This window comes from Bizionia argentinensis JUB59, assembly GCF_000224335.1.
GTDB lineage: Bacteria > Bacteroidota > Bacteroidia > Flavobacteriales > Flavobacteriaceae > Algorimicrobium > Algorimicrobium argentinense.
This window is the reverse complement of the sequence record NZ_AFXZ01000070.1, coordinates 1-17,272: the sequence shown is the minus strand read 5'-3', so window position 1 is coordinate 17,272 and position 17,272 is coordinate 1. Positions and strand designations below refer to the sequence as shown.

Genomic DNA, 17,272 nt, shown 5'->3' with positions numbered 1-17,272 from the left:
TAGAATGTGTAAATTTTCTATAAACTCTGTGATTCAATTTTAAATTTTTTTTTATTACAGTTGGTAAAGTATATACAAGTTATTAGTTGCTACGTTAAATTATATACTTTTTGCTATTCTTTAAAAAAATCATCTTTAAAACCAATTAAATATAATTTATCCTTGGCTCTTGTAATCGCCGTGTATAACCAACGTAAATAATCCAAATTAATACCGTCTGGCAAATAAGGTTGCTCTACAAATACAGTACTCCATTGTCCACCTTGCGACTTATGACAGGTTATTGCATAAGAAAATTTAACCTGTAAAGCATTGAAGAACTTATTGTTTTTAACACCTAAAAACTTCTTATAACTGCTTGTTTCATCTGCATAATCCTTCATTACTTCATGATACAAGCGGTTGGAATCCTCATAAGGAAGTGAAGGGGTTTCTGCTGTTATAGTATCAAGCATTAAAACGGTTTCGAAAGGTATCATACGCGGATAATCGACCATACGAAGTTTTACTTCTGCAAAACGAAAGCCATATAATTCTTTAATACTAAAAATTTCTAGAACTTCGATAATATCGCCATTAGCAATAAAACCAGCATCTGAATTATCTTTGACCCAAAAATAATTGTTTTTAACTACCATTAAGAAATCGCCCGTCGATAATTCATTTTCATTAAATAGAATTCGGTTTCTAATCTGTTCGTTATATAAATTGGCTCGCTTATTACTTCTTACAATAATAGCGGTTTCCTCATTACCTACTTCGCTATATGAGTCCGTTATAGCGTCCATAATTTCATAACCATCTACTAGCCTAACAATATCCTTAAAGCCTTTTAAATCGAATTGAAAGGTGTCTAAAAAAGGTTGGTCCATCATTTCACGCAAACTGGTGGCATTTATTAAAATTCCAGAATCTTGCTCCTGACGCATAACTTCATCCAGTTCCATCTTGGTTACGGATTTATTATAGGTCAGTTCTAACGTGTTTTCATCTAATGCAGGACTTAAGTCTAGTTTAACAGGTGGTAATTGCGCCGTATCACCAATTAATAATAATTTACATTGATGTCCAGAATAAACATATTGCATTAAATCGTCTAATAATGAACTAGCATCTGAAAATTTAGAATCGCTAGGCGTATCCGCAATCATAGACGCCTCATCTACGATAAAAATGGTGTTTTTATGTTTATTAGGCTGCATAACGAACTTAACACTACCTCCCTTTTCTTTTTTAGGAAAGTATATTTTTTTATGAATTGTAAAGGCTTCTTTCCCCGAATAATTAGAGATCACTTTGGCTGCACGACCAGTAGGAGCAAGCAGTACAGTACTTTTTTTAGCTTTCCATAAATTAGATACAACCGTACCAATAATGGTTGTTTTACCTGTTCCTGCGTATCCCTTTAATAAATAGAGGTCATTTTTTTTATCTGAAAAAATAAATTCTGATAACTGCTGTAAAACTATGTCCTGTTTTAGGGTTGGTTTATAGGGAAACTGTTGTTTTACAAGCGAATAAAATTCATTAGAATTCATTAATAAATAGGGTTTTTTTTATTTTCAACAAAGATAACAATGATTTTTAGGCTCTTTGTCTTTTACGATTAAAAAAAAATTGTAGATTTGCGTACAACCTTAATTCATTTTAATTAAATACTATGTTAACAATAATTCTAATAGTAGTTGCGGTAATCGTTCTAACAATTGGTTTAGTATGGCTTGTAGACAAATTTGTACCTTCAAAGCTTAAACCCGTATTAATTGTATCCCTTTGGGTACTTATTGCCTTTTTAGGCTATCAGACATTTATGTCTGTTTATAAGCCAATACAGTTTAATGAAGTGAAAAACGAACGTTTTGCGCAAGTCATTGAACGTTTAATTGACATTCGTGACGCACAATTAGCTCACAGACAAGTAACTGGTGTTTTTGCTCCTGGTTTTGATGAATTAATTAAATTTATCGATACAGCGCAATATACTATTACACAACGTCGTGACACTTTAGTGCTGGACAAAAAAATGACAAAACGTTACGGTGGTGTTGAAACCAAAAAAGATAGTACTATTATTGACACATTAAATTTTGTACCAGTAAGAGATTCACTATTCCGTTCTTCAACACGATACAAAGAGATGATGATTATTCCTGTAGGAAAAGAAGGCGCTAAATTTGAAATGAATGCTGGTTTCTTGGAAACGAATGACGTTAAAATTCCTGTTTTCGAAGCTTTTGCTAACAAAGACATCATTTTACATGATTTAGATAAAGATTTGCGCGTTCAAGAAAATCAAGTAATTTCTGTAGACGGCGTTAATGGTAATGCTATTCGTGTAGGATCTATGAATGAAGTAAATACCACTGGAAACTGGCCAAAAACTTATGGCGATAACGATTAACAATCAACATATAAAAAGTAATAAGAACTTGTCCATTCAAATTAGTTTGAATGGACTTTCTTTTTGTATTTTGAATACTGAAAGCAAAACTGTTGTGTTTTTAAAGGAAATTTCTACAGAGAAACGTGAAACGCCTTTTACAATACTCGAGATGCTTATTACGGCTTTTAAAACAGAAAAAGAACTTCAAACATCTTTCAACAATATTCAAATTATTCATGAAAATGAATTAGCAACATTAGTTCCTGATGTCTTATTTCAAGAAGAAAATCTAGCTGATTATTTAAAATTTAATTCCAAAATATTAAGATCAGATTTTATCGGGTTTGATAAAATTGATATTAATAAAAGTGTCAATGTTTATGTTCCGTATGTAAACATTAATAATTATATTTATGAAAAGTTTGGAACATTTTCATACAAGCATTTTTCTACGATTTTAATTGAATCGATTCTAAAAAAGGAAAAAGGTGAAACGTTTACCAAAATGTATGCGCATATTCAGAGCACACATTTTGAAATTATAGTAGTGAAAAACGGAGAACTCCTACTCTATAATAGCTTTGAATATACCACAAAAGAAGATTTTATATATTATGTTCTTTTTACAGCCGAACACTTAAAACTCAATCCTGACGAATTAATACTCCAGTTTTTAGGGAAGGTTTCTGAAAGCGATGATTTGTATAATATAGCCTACAAATATATCCGTCATATCCGCTTTGCACAACGAAGAGACACTTTTAAATTTCAAGAAAAGCCTGAAAGTAATCATGCTTTTTTCACTTTAATACACAGTTTATAATGCGCATTGTATCAGGCCAATTTAAAGGTCGCCGAATTACAGCTCCTAGAAAATTACCTGTTCGCCCTACAACAGATATGGCTAAAGAAGCTCTATTTAATATTTTAAATAATCTGTATTATTTAGATTCTATTTCTGTGATCGATTTATTTTCAGGAACCGGAAACATTAGCTATGAATTTGCTTCGCGGGGTACTGAAGATATTACCTGTGTTGATGGGGATGCAGGCTGCATTCAATTTATAAATGAAACTGCAGAAACCTTGAATATTGAACTAAATACTATAAAAAGTGATGTATTTAGCTATCTAGCAAAAAACAAAAAGCAAGCGAACGTTATTTTTGCCGATCCACCTTATGATTTTCCATTAGAACAATTTAGTAGAATCCCAGAATTGGTATTTAAAAATAATTTATTGCTACCAAATGGTGTTTTAATTGTTGAGCATTCTAAATATACGCCTCTTTCAGAATTAGAATATTTTAGCTACTCCAAAAGCTATGGGAACAATTTATTTAGCTTCTTTGAAATGCCATCAGACGAAGAAGAATAATCCTGCTATTATTATATAAAACTAGAAACTATATATAAAAACAAAGCTCCTTGAAATTCAAGGAGCTTGTTTATTTAAGTAAATCTATAAGCCGAATTCTGTACTTTTTAATTAAAACTAAAAAGCCCTTATCATTTATCTGGATGTATTGTTGCCAATACACTCTAGCTGCCTACCCTCCAACAATCGCACGTGCCGTGCTCAAACGTTGGTATACATGACATTGCACCACATAGAGTTTACCTGGTTTCACTACAGCATTACCTGTACATACTTTCTGTTGCACTTTTCCTAACCTTACGGCTGGTGGCTGTTAGCCACTATGTTTGCACTCTGGTGTTCGGACTTTCCTAACCAAAATAAATTTGGTTCGATAAGGCGATCTACTTGCCACAAAGTTACAACACAAAACCTTATAGTGTTATCATTATTTAGCAAAATATAGCTCAATAAAATTTGCTTTCATTGTATAACAATGTTAATAACTCCCATTTAATTCACCATACATTATCATAAAATATAAACAGATTCCTTAACTTTGAGGAGTCTTAAGTTTGCACTAAAACAACGGCAAACTAAATCAGTAATAATGGAACACTTTGTAGTATCAGCGCGCAAATACAGACCACAAACGTTTAAGGACGTTGTTGGTCAGCATGCTATTACAAATACTTTATTAAACGCTATTGAAAACAATCATTTAGCACAAGGCCTACTTTTTACAGGTCCACGTGGTGTTGGCAAAACAACTTGCGCACGTATTTTAGCTAAAATGATTAATAGTGATGGTACTGAAAAAGAAGATGAGGATTTTGCCTTTAATATTTTCGAGCTGGATGCAGCTTCTAATAACTCGGTAGACGATATTAGAAACTTAACGGATCAAGTACGTATTCCACCACAAGTTGGAAAATATAAAGTGTATATTATTGACGAGGTTCATATGCTATCTCAGGCTGCTTTTAATGCTTTTTTAAAGACGTTAGAAGAACCGCCAAAACACTGTATATTTATTTTAGCTACAACGGAAAAGCATAAAATCATTCCTACAATTTTATCACGTTGTCAGATTTTTGATTTTAAACGTATCACGGTTAAAGACACAAAGTCTTATTTACAATATATTGCCGAAGAACAAGGTATTATTGCTGAAGACGATGCATTGCATATTATAGCTCAAAAAGCCGATGGCGCTATGCGTGACGCCTTGTCTATTTTTGATCGTGTGGTTAGTTTTTCAGGTAAAAACTTAACCCGTCAAGCGGTAACAGAAAACTTAAATGTTTTAGACTACGACACTTACTTTACAAGTACTGATTTAATTCTTGAAAATAAAATTCCTGAATTATTACTGCAGTTCAATAGCATTCTATCCAAAGGATTTGATGGGCATCACTATATTGCAGGTTTAGCATCGCATTTTAGAGACCTATTAGTTTGTCAAAATCCAAGCACTATTGAATTATTAGAAGTAGGCGAAGAAACACAAGGTAAATATTTAGAACAAGCGCGAAAAGCATCACAAGCTTTCTTGTTTGAAGGTATTGAACTTGCTAACGATTGCGATCTGAAATACAAGTCCAGTAGAAACCAGCGACTGCTGGTTGAACTCTGCCTCATGCAACTTGCCTCCATCACTTTCGATGGAGAAAAAAAAATTCTAAAAACTTTATAATACCTCCGAGTTACTTTAAAAGAATTGGTATTAGGCCCATTCCTGTAAACACGCAAGCTGTGAGCGCTAGCAAACCTGCGGCACCTGTGAATACCGCACCAAGTGCTGTTCAACAGCAAACAACCAACAAAGTTGCTGAACCCGTTAAAGAAACTCGTCCCACGCTTACTTTAGACGCGAAAAGGAAAACAACTTCTGGTTTATCTTTAAAAAGTATTCGTACTAAAAAAGAACACCAAATCCGACAAATGGACGTGGTAGTAGATGAAACTGACTTACCAAAAGACACTTTTAATCAAGAGCAGTTAATAAATGTATGGGGTGTACTTGTAAAGGAAATGGAAGCTACCGGAAAACTAAATTTGGCTTCTATTCTTTCCATTGATGTACCAAAAGCAAAAGGGAATGCTATTCAATTAGAATTCCCTAATGCCACCAATAAAATAGAAGTTGAAAGAGCGCAATACGAAATTCTAGGTTATATTAGAAAAGAGCTTAATAATTTCGATATTCATTTAGACATAACCATTAACGAGGAAATGGTAAAGCAATATGCCTATACTTCTGAAGAGCAGTTTGAAAAACTTAAAGAAAAAAACCCTGCTATCGATCTCTTGAAAAAGACTTTTGGTTTAGATTTTTAAAGCTTATGAAATACCGGAGTCTCATATTTTTAATTGGTTGTACTATAATATTTGCAGGTTGTGATGGACGTAATCGCTTGCATAAAACGCCAAAAGAAGTACTTCAAGAATCTAAATTGCTAGATTCGTTTTCAGAGAACACTAATTACATACCTGAAGAATACACAGAAATTGAAACTGATACGATTTTAAACAATGGTTTCCGCGTTCATATTAAAACCTTTTCGGATATGGAAAACAGCTTTTTAGAGCTTACAGAAACAGAATCTGTTAACGAGAAAACTCGTTTTCGTGAATTTAAAAGTGACGTTACCGTATTTAAAGATGATGCCGAAATATTCCATAAAACGATTGATAAAGCGTTCTTTGCAAATCAAAATGAATCTCATGAATTAGACTTGAACTTAATGACATTGCTCATGGTAGATGTCAATCAATTACCAGATGCATCATCAAACCAACTAGAAGAAGCTCAAATAGAGTTTTATTATCTTCACACAAAACGTGATTACAAATTACAATACCTATTAAGAATTCAACCAAATGGGGAATTCATATTATCTAATTTTGAAAATTAAACATGTTAGGACTTAAATTACCAACGGACCCAAGATGGGTAAATATTGTAGAAAAGAATATTGAATTCATTTTAACCGATCACGCCTATTGCGAACAAAAAGCAGCTAGTACGGCTATATCGTTAATAATTGGTTTTCCAGAATATACGGAACTAGTTCAGGAAATGATTGCTTTGGTAAAAGAGGAAATAAGTCATTTTAAAATGGTTCATGATCGGATTATTGATAATGGATGGATTTTAGGTCGCGATCGTAAAGACGAGTATGTATTAAAATTGATTACATTTTTTCCAAAAGGAGGCAGTCGTACCACACAATTAGTCCACAGATTACTATATGCTGCTTTAATTGAAGCTAGAAGTTGTGAGCGTTTCCGTTTATTATCGGAAGAATTAGAAGATAAGGAATTAGCCGAATTCTACAGAAAACTAATGGTCAGCGAGGCCAATCATTATACCATGTTTCTAGGTTTTGCTCGACAATATGGCAACCGCGAAGAAGTAGATAAAAAGTGGAATGATTTGTTAGAGTTCGAAGCCGATATAATGAAAGACTTAAGTAAGAAGGAAACAATTCACGGATAAACATAAAAAACTCCAATACAACATAGTGCCGGAATTTTTAAAACTATAATTGGTTAATTAGTTAGATTTTTAAACCAATACCAATTTGAATATTTGTGTTTGTCGCTTCTAAATCTCTTGGGTTATCATCTAATATGTTGGTTACGCCAAAATGATATCTAGCATCAATAAAAAGCTCATCGGTAATCATAAATTCTATACCACCAACAGCTGAAAAACCGAAGTTTCTATAACCATCTTCAAACTCGTGCACTTTAAAACCAATTAAGGGTCCTGCTCCAATTGATAACCTATCATCAATTTTAAACTTTACCAAGATAGGAGCCTGAATATAATCTACTCTCAGGGTTTTATCTTTTGCGCCTTCTGCAGAAAACTGAAGTTCTGGAGCTAAAAAAATAGACGATGACAGACTATACTCTCCAAAAAAACCAAGAGCAAAGCCATTTCTGTGCTGATTACTAAAGGTTGCATCCGGTTCAAAATCTAAATTAGAAATATTTATTCCTGCACGTACACCATACATGGTATTTTGAGCATAAGAAAAAGTTGCCATTATTACAAAAGTTAAAAGAAGTGCTTGTTTTTTCATGAGTATAATATTTGAATAAAAAACTTAAATTAATAACGTAAGAACGAATATAAATTATTTTGTTAAGTAATAGCCATTACAAAGACTAACTGCACTATTTTCACTGTGTATTGCTCGAAACGGTTTCAAAATAGATACTTTTTATTATACCATCGGCCAATCCAATTTTAGGAACAAAGATATCTTTTGCACCACTCCACTTCATGGCAGACAAATAAATACGGCAAGCTGGAATAATTACATCCGCTCGATCTTGATTTAAATCGAGTTCTGAAATACGCTCTTCATAAGAATACGTTTGCAACATATTATAGTACGAGGTTAAATAAAAATAGGTCAAAGGTTTTCCTATTGATTTACCTGAAATCTTGAAAATTTTATTAATGTTACCTCCCGTTCCTAACACATCAATTTTCTCAAAATCCTTCGTATTTAATTTAATCCAATCTTCTAACTGATTCCAGGTTTCACTTTTAACAATATCATTTAATAACCTAACCGTTCCTATTTTAAAAGATCTCGAGGTTATAGAATTTCCATTATGAATAACAGTAAACTCCGAACTTCCTCCACCAACATCTACATATAAATACGTTTTATTAGGATTGATGTACGAGTTTAAATCAGTGGCTGCAATAATGGCTGCTTCTTCCTCGCCATCTATTATATCGATTTTTATATCAGTTTGTTCTAATATAGAACTGGTCATTTTATCGCCATTACTGGCTTCTCTCATAGCTGAAGTAGCACAAGCTTTGTATTTTACCACGTTATGAGACTTCATGAGTAACTTAAATGCTTGCATGGTATCTAATAAGCGCTCACTATTATACTTGGATATTTTCCCTTTCATAAACACATCAGATCCTAAACGAATAGGCACCCGAACAAGTGAACTTTTTTTAAAGCGCGTGACTTTGCCTTTCTCCTCAATTATATTGGCAATTAGCAATCGCACGGCATTGGAACCAATATCAATTGCAGCATATTTTTTTATTGTTAACATGCTAATTTTTTAATTTGTTTAAATAATATTCATAAATCTCAAATTGAGCACGAACAACAGGTTCTGTTTTTTCTTTATATTGATTATTTTGTGTTTGATTTAGAATACGTGCTTTTACATTAGCACTCCAAAAAATACTAAAATTATCTAATAATTCCTGTTTAATATCTTCGTCATAAATAGGACAACTCACTTCCACTCTATGATCAATATTTCTGGTCATTAAATCGGCTGATGATATATATATCTGAGCATCTTCATCTGGCCCAAAAATATAGAGCCTGGAATGCTCTAAAAATTTATCTACAATACTAATTACTTCAATATTTTCACTCATACCAGGCACACCTGGAATTAAACAGCAAATACCACGAACTACCATTTGGATCTTCACGCCTGCCTGACTTGCCTCATACAGTTTATCCACCATTTTGTAACTGGAAAAACTATTCATTTTAAAACGAATTTGGGCAGGTTTCCCCAAAGATGCATTGACAATTTGTGCATTAATTAGTCTGAAGAATGCCTTTTCAGTATTATGCGGCGAGGTAATAATATGTTTATAGTGATATATCTTATAGTTAATTTCAAAAAAACTAAACACTTTATTAATATCTTTTAGTATTTTTTGATTGGCCGTAAACAAGGTATAATCGGTGTAGATTTTGGCAGTCGATTCATTAAAATTTCCTGTGCTAATAAATCCGTAGCGCATTATTTTATTATCCTCTTCACGCTCAATAACACACATTTTGCTGTGCACTTTTAAACCTTGAACGCCAAAAATTAAATGAACACCTTCATTCTGCATTTGTTGGGCATAATCTATATTTGCTTGCTCGTCAAAACGCGCTTGAATTTCAATGGAAACGGTAACTTTTTTACCGTTTTTAGCAGCGTTAATTAAAGAACTAGCAACATGCGAAATTTGCGCCAAACGATAAATAGTAATTTTTATAGTATTAACTTTAGGATCTAATGCAGCTTCCCGTAAAAACTTAACGATATACGAAAATGTATGGTAAGGCGTGTGAATTAAATAATCCTTATTAGCTATGGATTTAAAAATACTGTCTTGAAAACTCAATCCTTTTACAGGCAAGGCTTCTATTTTACTGTAAAGTAAATCTGTCCTTCCTAAACTAGGAAAATCCATATAATCCCGACGATTATGATAACGTCCGCCAGGAATGATGCTATCTGTAGCTTCAATATTCATTTTCTTCAATAAATAAGCAAGTGTTTCTTTATCAATTGTTTTATCATAAACAAAACGGACAGGCTCACTTATTTGCCGATGCTTAACGCTATCGGATATTTTTTCAATAAAACTTTTACTTAAATCGCTCTCTAAGTCCAGCTCACCATCTCTAGTAATTTTAATCATATGCGCGGAAATAGCAACATACTCGAAAATATTAAAAATGTCATCTAAACAATAGCGCAGTAAATCGTCTAACATGATAATGTAGCTATTACTACCCTGTTTAGGTAATACTACAAAACGATCCATGCTTTTAGGTATTTCAATAAGTGCATATTGATTTTCTCCATTAGTCATGACTAACTTAACGGCTAAATAGGCAGCACTATCCTTTAAATTAGGAAGCTCTATAAAATCGCTTAAAATAATTATTACCAATGCAGGACTGACTTTCTCGTGAAAATAACGCTTTATAAATTCATATTGCGTTGGTTGGATTTCGGTTTCATTAATAATAAAGATATCTTCATTCTCAAGTTTTTTATGAATTTTACTTAAGATCTCCAAACTATCACTTTGATGCTTGATAACAGTCTGCGTAATAATATCCAGTAACTCATTAGCTTTTATGCCGCCAAGTTCACTTTTTCCGCCTTTTCCAGCTTCAACAATACGTTTTACCGTAGCATACCGAACCTTAAAAAATTCATCTAAATTATTAGAGAAAATACCTAGAAATCGTAATCTTTCAATTAACGGAACCGTTTCATCATCGGCCTCTTGCAGCACACGATCATTAAATTGAAGCCAGCTAACTTCTCTATTTATATAACGTTTTTCTATTATTTGTTTTGTCATTAAATGTTTTACTTATATTACAAATATATTGTATTACGCGGAATTTTCAGGAATAAAGTCTAGCCTTAAAGTGATTATTTTTTCATTTTAAGGCCTTTGGAAAAGTATACTGAATAGTTTGTCCGGATCTAATTTCTTTCCACGAAGTCGTATTAAAAGTAATGGTTACCACCCCACAAGTTGGCACATTTTCGATCGATTTACTACCGTAGGTATTAACAAAATTTGTAATAGCATCATTATGTCCAAATACCATTAGATGATTAATTTGATTAGGACAGTTTTTTATATGAAAAGTAAGATACTTACCCGAAAAATCATATAATTCATGGGTGAACTGGCAAATATCTCTTGGAATATTTAAATTTTCAATGAAAATTTCTGCAGTAGTTTTAGCACGTTCTGCATTACTAGAGAGAAGTAATTCAGGAATAAATGTTTCCGACTTGACGTGTTTTGAAACTAAATCGGCATCATTCATCCCTCGCAAATTTAAAGGTCTTTGATGATCTGGAAGATTTAATTCCCAGGAGGATTTAGCATGCCGAATTAATGTAATTTTTTTCATAAAAAATCGATGATCAGTAAAACAAACAGTTAAAGCAGCCTCTAAATTAGACAAACGAACTGCATTGTTTAAGAAAACTATCCGCTATTAAACGTCCAATTTACGTGAAAAAAGAGACTTAAAAAACATCTTCATCGTAATTTTCAAACACCAAATAGGTAATGACACTTAAAAACCTATCGACTAATTATACCTAATTACCGACGAAATGTTTCGTTCTATCCTTTAAACGAGTTTATAAGTTATTTAACATTTTTTTTTGTATTTCATGGTTAATTCGCATTTAATTTGCTGGTAAGCTATTAATCAAATGATTCCAAATCGAACTAAAAATTTTAATCCATTCGCATGTCTACATGCACTTCCCTCTACATTTTTAGAAAACAGGTATTTAGTTAAACTTTAAAAAGATTTAACCCTGTCCAACGATTTAATTATTCTGATTCAATGCTTTTAATCCATTAAAAGTTAAAGAATTTATATATCAATAATTATGAAAAATAGAATAAACCCAGCGTTAATCTCCGTAATAATGGTTTGCACGTTATTAATTGTTTTCACTAGCAGTTACGCTCAAGAAAACCCTATTTATAAATTGCCTGACAACGCTAGCACCCAATCATTTTCTAGAACATCTGCTATAGTAATTGCGTATCCTGAAGATTTACTGTATGATTTAGAACCTTCTATTTATATTGAAAAAAATCAAATTACAAGAACCACTGGAGACCAACCACCTAGAGTGTTAAAACTGAAAGATGTTAACTCCTTTCCTATTTTAAGCACGCGAAACGAATTATTTAAGCGTGTTGAAATGATTACAATCAATATCCAATCTACTTCAGATTTATCCAAACCTTTTATAGTAGACAATATGAGAGGATTTGGTAGCCTAAAATATATTTACTTAAAATGTGAGTTTTCAGTTACAGAAATGCAAATCCGAAGTTTCATCCAGAAAGCAGATTCTGAAATCAGTATTTTTTATAAAATATTTAACCGTTCATAATTTGGTATTAGCTTACTTAAAAGTTACAAACATGGAAAACTTATACACCGCAAAAAATAGAAATTATAAAACGCATACTCAATTTGCGTTGGCTGTATTTATGCTATTAGCAGCTACTTTTTATAGTTATAGCCAAGTACGTGTAAATTTTGAACCTCGAACTTCAATATATACGCCATCACAAACCATTTATAACGTTAAAGGAGATTTCACCATGATGGGTAATACCAACCTAACATTGGTTAGTTATAGTGATAATACCAATAATGGTGGAAATGATATGCAATATGTAGATATTGATGGCGACATCAATACCTTAAACTCATCATCTGCTACCTTACAATATTCAACTGAAAATAATGCCATTCCAGAATGTTCAAACGTTGTTTACGCTGGACTTTATTGGTCTGGTCGTGCTGGATCTAGTAATACATTTACGGTATCGAAGCAAGTACCGAACGGAAATACCGTTACGCAAACTATTAATTCAACAGATGTAACTTATGATAATGAGGCCATTAGTAATACCAACTATTCCTTAAACATTACGAATTCAGGTGATACTTATAACTATATTTTCACTTCGAACAGCACTGGTAATACAGTCAAGTTTATCTATAGAACTTATAGTAACAATAAAACATTAAATGTTTCAGTAAATAATGGTCCAGAAGCACCTGTTTCTACAAGTTCTATTGACAATAATAATGCCTATTTAAGTTCACCTTATCAAATATTTTCTGATTCAAATTATACTTTAGAACTTACAAGATTAAGATTACAATGGAATGATAGGGCCTACGTAAATGTTAGCTATTTGGAGACTTTCCCTGCATTAACAACCATTACAAAAAATTACGATAAGCGTAAAGTTTCTATAAAAGGACCAGGTACAAGCAACTATACGCAATTAACTGCAAATGCTAGTGATATTTATTACCCAACAAGTTCTGATGACTATATGTATTCGGCTTACGCCGAAATCACAGATTATGTAAGAACCAATGGATTAGGAGAGTACTTTGTAGCCGATTTAGCTTTAAAAGAAGGAGATCCTGACGGAACAGGTTACTATGGCGGTTGGGGAATGGTTGTTGTCTATGAGAATACGAAAATGAAATGGCGTGATGTAACTGTTTTTGATGGTCATGCTTACGTAGTTTCACGTAATAATAAACAATATACAATACCTATTTCTGGTTTTAATTCAACTCAAAATGGGCCGGTGAAGGTAAAATTAGGCGTAATGGCGGGCGAAGGTGATGTCTCTTTTACTGGTGATACATTTCAAATTGAAAATAGAAATTCTGGAACATATACTACGTTAAGTCATTCAGGAAACGATCCCAATAACTTTTTTAAATCCTCTATAAATACAGATGGAAATCCAAGAAACCCAACGCTTATAAATAATACGGGGATAGACATTAGTATGTTCAACATCAATAATACGGGTAATACCGTAATTAATAATAATCAAACCAGTACATCTTTTAAATACTTTACCATTGGTGACACCTACTCCATTTATAACGTAACATTTTCAGTGGATGCCTACATTCCCGAATCAGAAGGCTTACTGTCGGCTAATACAATCAATGGCAGTCCTGCTACAATGCCTTATGTGGTTCAGCCGGGAGATGTTGTAGAATATGGTGTACAAATTAGAAACAGAGGTACCGAAGCTATTAATAATGGCCGCTTGGTAATTCCTATACCCTATACATCACAATTTGTACCAGGAAGTATTGCTTACAATGGAATACATCCATTATTTCAACCTACTTCAGCTCCTTATTTTGCACCAAACGAAGGAGCAACCGGATCTATTGTTTGGGATATGAATTACCTTCCTTTAAATCCGAATGATTTAGACGAGCTAATAGCTAGTATTACCTTTAAGTTAAGCTCCACTACAAATTGCGCCATTTTAGTCAATAATGATTGTGCGCCTAAAATTGTAATAGTAGGTGGAAATATTTCTGGAGTAGGTTCACTTTCTCAAAATAGCTATTCGTTACCATTAATTCAAGGTTATCAACAAAATGGGGTTTGCCAAGGAGAACCAAATACGAACCCTATTGAAATTGAAATTGATTCAGCTCAATATATTATAGATAACTGTACTAATGTTTCTTTAGAAAGAGATTTCTTTTATTGTGATTTTATGGGGAATTCTATACCAGTTTCAGCCGTTTCAGGAAACTTTCCTCCTGGATCAAGATTTTATGATTCGTACCCAGTAACAGACGCTTCTACATTATACAATACTAGCAATCCATTTCCTACAACTGTAGGCGTAATAACTTACTATGCCATTCCTCCTGGAGGTGCTGGTTGTAGTTATATTTTCACTATTGAAATCAGCGAGATAACAACCATACCAGAAATTTCTGATCTGGTTTATTGTCAAGATGAAACGGCACTAGCTCTGACAGCAACCACTACAAACCCTGATTATGTTCTTTTATATTATGTAGATGATCTAGAAAGCACGCAGGGTCTTACAACTTTAATACCGGCAACAGGCACACCTGGGACGTTTACGTATTATGTAGCTGAAGGTCCAAGTACAACTTGTACAGGAAAACGTGCTCCCATTACTGTTACAGTATTAAAGCCTTTAACTATTTCATTAGAAAACTTAACAGACACAGGATGTTTAGGTGCCAATAGTGGTGCTATTGATATTACAGTTACCGATGGTTCTGGCAATTACTCCTATTCCTGGAGCGACGCTTCTAATACTACAACTCAAGACTTATTAAATGTTCAGGCTGGTATATATACAGTCACTGTTACGGACAATGATAGTAATTGTACCGCGACATCTGAATACGAGATTCTGAATGCGACACCGAATGCTCCAATTATGACTGCACCAAATGCTGAAGTAATTGAAGCCTGTGCAGCTGAAGACATTTCAAATAGTACGGCAACAGCATTAACATATAATGAAACCAAAACAACAATTACCGAAGCTGAATTTTTGGCTGAAGGAGGCACATTTACTGCTGATAATATTGCGGCTATTACATATCAAGATAAAGCTTTAGGATCTTGTCCTATCGTAATTGTAAGAACCTTTACAATAACCGACGAATGTGATCAAAATGCATCAAGCACGCAGGCGTTTACTGTTAACACACCACCTATAGTTATCAACACTTTAGATGGTAGTGATTCAGTTAACTGTTTTGCCGAAGCGACAGAATCATTTTCGCTTCCAATTATTACTGATGTTTGTGGTAATATATTAACCCCGTCTGCTGCTGCAATTACAGATAGTCCAGATCCAATTTCATGTGAAGGAACTCGTACTTATTCATATACCTATATAGATTGTAACGATAATGTAGATACCTGGTCTTATGTTTATACGATTGAATATTTAGATTTCAATCCAATAACAGCAACAACAGCCGATGCTGAATGTGTTGCAGACATTGAAATCCCTACACCTCCAAGCGTTACCGATAATTGCGGAAACATTTTAACACCAACTGGTCCTGTAGAATCAGCGAATCCAACATGTGAAGGTGAAATAAAATATACTTGGACATATACAGACTGTGCGCAAAACACGCAAGATTATGTGCATACTGTAACAGTTTTATTTATTAATTTCATATTACCTAATAACGATGGGTCAGCTGTAACATGCATTGATGATGCACAAGTTGTGCCAACTCCTCCTACGGTTTCTGATAACTGTGGAAACGTAATTTTGCCTGTTGGTCCTGCAATAAGTGCCGATCCAACTTGTGTTGGTGACAAAACATATGCTTGGACCTATACTGATTGTGCAGGGAATTCTCAAGATTGGGTGTATACCTACTCTGTAAATGACAATATTGATCCTGTATTAATTACCGAAGCTTCAAACATAGCGATCCAATGTGATGGTAAAGGAAACAATAGTGCTATTCAAGAATGGTTAGATAATAATGGTTACGCGGTTACTTCCGATAATTGTTCAGAAGTAAAATGGACAAACAACTACGGTGGTTCCACTTCGGATTGTGCTGAACCAATTGAAGTCACATTTACAGCGACAGATTCTTGTGGAAATTTTGTTGAAACTTCAGCTACTTATTCCATTATTGATACCGTAGAACCTGTTATTACAATAGAAGCAGAAAATGCGTCTTTTGAATGTGATGGTTCTGGAAACATAACAGACTTAAATAATTGGTTAGACACTAATGCCGGTGCCACAGCAACTGATGATTGCTCCTCTGTAACTTGGTCTAATAACTTTACAAATCTTACAGATGGCTGTGGAGAAACAGGTTCTGCTAATGTAATTTTTACTGCTACAGATGGGTGTGGAAACACCATAAAGACGTCTGCAACCTTTACAATTATAGACACAACTAATCCTAATATTGATACTGAAGCGAGTAATCTAACTGTTGAATGTGATGGTTTCGGAAATAGGACCCAATTAAGAAATTGGTTAAATAATAATGGTGGTGCAGCTTCTACAGATACTTGTAGTGATATTACTTGGGATCATGATTACAAAGGAGTATTAACATCTACATGTGGTACAACTGGCTTTATATTGGTAAACTTTAAAGCCACCGATGCCTGTGATAATGAAAGTTTCACATCAGCAACATTTACTATTATTGATTCGAAAGCTCCTGTTGCTCCTCAAGCTCCTGCTGATATTGCCGTAGAATGTATTTTAGAAGTACCTGTTGCTGCTAATTTAACGGCCCTAGATAATTGTGCTGGTGAGATTGTTGCTTCGGCTGTCGATTCAACTGACGAAACAGATTCTTGTAG

12 protein-coding genes, 1 other RNA gene and 1 pseudogene are annotated in these 17,272 nt (G+C 33.5%); 8 read left to right on the top strand and 6 right to left on the bottom strand.

The annotated features are described in order from the left end of the window. Positions 1-113: 113 nt before the first annotated feature. A complete protein-coding gene (locus BZARG_RS15000; RefSeq protein ID WP_008639933.1) occupies positions 114-1,538 on the bottom strand; it encodes an ATP-dependent DNA helicase in 1,425 nt (474 codons plus the stop codon). Between the two features lie 122 nt (positions 1,539-1,660). On the opposite strand from BZARG_RS15000, the gene BZARG_RS14995 reads away from it, so the two are divergent. Genes BZARG_RS14995 through BZARG_RS14985 form a run of 3 tightly spaced genes read left to right on the top strand, consistent with a single transcriptional unit; the run spans position 1,661 to position 3,760 of the window. Next, positions 1,661-2,401, top strand: coding sequence for a hypothetical protein (locus BZARG_RS14995; RefSeq protein WP_008639917.1), 741 nt, complete (start codon positions 1,661-1,663; stop codon positions 2,399-2,401). Next, on the top strand, positions 2,385-3,206 hold the full coding sequence (locus tag BZARG_RS14990; protein ID WP_040288955.1) for a DUF3822 family protein: 822 nt from the start codon (positions 2,385-2,387) through the stop codon (positions 3,204-3,206). Before BZARG_RS14995 ends, BZARG_RS14990 begins: the two co-directional genes overlap by 17 nt. After that, positions 3,206-3,760: an RsmD family RNA methyltransferase gene (locus BZARG_RS14985; RefSeq protein WP_008639939.1), complete on the top strand. Its 555-nt coding sequence runs from the start codon at positions 3,206-3,208 to the stop codon at positions 3,758-3,760. Before BZARG_RS14990 ends, BZARG_RS14985 begins: the two co-directional genes overlap by 1 nt. Positions 3,761-3,831: 71 nt before the next feature. Here the strand turns inward: BZARG_RS14985 and rnpB are convergent. Beyond that, positions 3,832-4,150: RNase P RNA component class A (gene rnpB, locus BZARG_RS15385), an RNA gene on the bottom strand. Positions 4,151-4,349: 199 nt separating this feature from the next. Between rnpB and BZARG_RS15380 the strand changes: the two are divergent. The 3 genes and pseudogenes from BZARG_RS15380 to miaE all read left to right on the top strand — a co-directional run bounded on the left by BZARG_RS15380 (position 4,350) and on the right by miaE (position 7,241). Further along, positions 4,350-6,079 (top strand): annotated as a pseudogene (locus BZARG_RS15380) (DNA polymerase III subunit gamma/tau). A gap of 5 nt (positions 6,080-6,084) precedes the next feature. Beyond that, entirely contained in the window at positions 6,085-6,657 is a 573-nt protein-coding gene (locus tag BZARG_RS14970; RefSeq protein WP_008639887.1) for a hypothetical protein, read from the top strand. A 2-nt stretch (positions 6,658-6,659) separates the two neighbouring features. Continuing rightward, positions 6,660-7,241 (top strand): tRNA-(ms[2]io[6]A)-hydroxylase, encoded by a 582-nt coding sequence (gene miaE, locus BZARG_RS14965; RefSeq protein ID WP_008639937.1) that lies wholly within the window; start codon positions 6,660-6,662, stop codon positions 7,239-7,241. 61 nt (positions 7,242-7,302) lie between these two features. On the opposite strand, the gene BZARG_RS14960 is transcribed toward miaE, so the two are convergent. From BZARG_RS14960 to BZARG_RS14945, 4 genes are all read right to left on the bottom strand, one after another. Continuing rightward, a complete protein-coding gene (locus tag BZARG_RS14960; RefSeq protein ID WP_008639931.1) occupies positions 7,303-7,833 on the bottom strand; it encodes a porin family protein in 531 nt (176 codons plus the stop codon). A 100-nt stretch (positions 7,834-7,933) separates the two neighbouring features. After that, positions 7,934-8,839: a Ppx/GppA phosphatase family protein gene (locus BZARG_RS14955; protein WP_008639927.1), complete on the bottom strand. Its 906-nt coding sequence runs from the start codon at positions 8,837-8,839 to the stop codon at positions 7,934-7,936. A 1-nt stretch (position 8,840) separates the two neighbouring features. Beyond that, positions 8,841-10,901: a polyphosphate kinase 1 gene (ppk1, locus tag BZARG_RS14950; protein ID WP_008639935.1), complete on the bottom strand. Its 2,061-nt coding sequence runs from the start codon at positions 10,899-10,901 to the stop codon at positions 8,841-8,843. 82 nt (positions 10,902-10,983) lie between these two features. Next, on the bottom strand, positions 10,984-11,469 hold the full coding sequence (locus tag BZARG_RS14945; RefSeq protein ID WP_040288951.1) for a SixA phosphatase family protein: 486 nt from the start codon (positions 11,467-11,469) through the stop codon (positions 10,984-10,986). A 493-nt stretch (positions 11,470-11,962) separates the two neighbouring features. On the opposite strand from BZARG_RS14945, the gene BZARG_RS14940 reads away from it, so the two are divergent. Together BZARG_RS14940 and BZARG_RS14935 are read left to right on the top strand one after the other, a co-directional pair. Further along, positions 11,963-12,478 carry a hypothetical protein gene (locus tag BZARG_RS14940; protein WP_008639941.1) on the top strand — a complete coding sequence of 172 codons (516 nt, stop codon included), beginning with the start codon at positions 11,963-11,965 and terminating at the stop codon, positions 12,476-12,478. 31 nt (positions 12,479-12,509) lie between these two features. Beyond that, a partial coding sequence (locus BZARG_RS14935) for a SprB repeat-containing protein (RefSeq protein ID WP_123767006.1) occupies positions 12,510-17,272 on the top strand: 4,763 nt, incomplete at its 3' end.

Excerpts from the sequence above, each read along its gene's own strand:
- BZARG_RS14995 (WP_008639917.1), top strand. The coding sequence starts at position 1,661 with ATGTTAACAATAATTCTAATAGTAGTTGCGGTAATCGTTCTAACAATT.
- BZARG_RS14990 (WP_040288955.1), top strand. The coding sequence starts at position 2,385 with ATGGCGATAACGATTAACAATCAACATATAAAAAGTAATAAGAACTTG.
- BZARG_RS14945 (WP_040288951.1), bottom strand. The coding sequence starts at position 11,469 with ATGAAAAAAATTACATTAATTCGGCATGCTAAATCCTCCTGGGAATTA.
- BZARG_RS15000 (WP_008639933.1), bottom strand. The coding sequence starts at position 1,538 with ATGAATTCTAATGAATTTTATTCGCTTGTAAAACAACAGTTTCCCTAT.
- BZARG_RS14955 (WP_008639927.1), bottom strand. The coding sequence starts at position 8,839 with ATGTTAACAATAAAAAAATATGCTGCAATTGATATTGGTTCCAATGCC.
- BZARG_RS14960 (WP_008639931.1), bottom strand. The coding sequence starts at position 7,833 with ATGAAAAAACAAGCACTTCTTTTAACTTTTGTAATAATGGCAACTTTT.
- BZARG_RS14985 (WP_008639939.1), top strand. The coding sequence starts at position 3,206 with ATGCGCATTGTATCAGGCCAATTTAAAGGTCGCCGAATTACAGCTCCT.
- BZARG_RS14970 (WP_008639887.1), top strand. The coding sequence starts at position 6,085 with ATGAAATACCGGAGTCTCATATTTTTAATTGGTTGTACTATAATATTT.
- BZARG_RS14940 (WP_008639941.1), top strand. The coding sequence starts at position 11,963 with ATGAAAAATAGAATAAACCCAGCGTTAATCTCCGTAATAATGGTTTGC.
- ppk1 (WP_008639935.1), bottom strand. The coding sequence starts at position 10,901 with ATGACAAAACAAATAATAGAAAAACGTTATATAAATAGAGAAGTTAGC.
- miaE (WP_008639937.1), top strand. The coding sequence starts at position 6,660 with ATGTTAGGACTTAAATTACCAACGGACCCAAGATGGGTAAATATTGTA.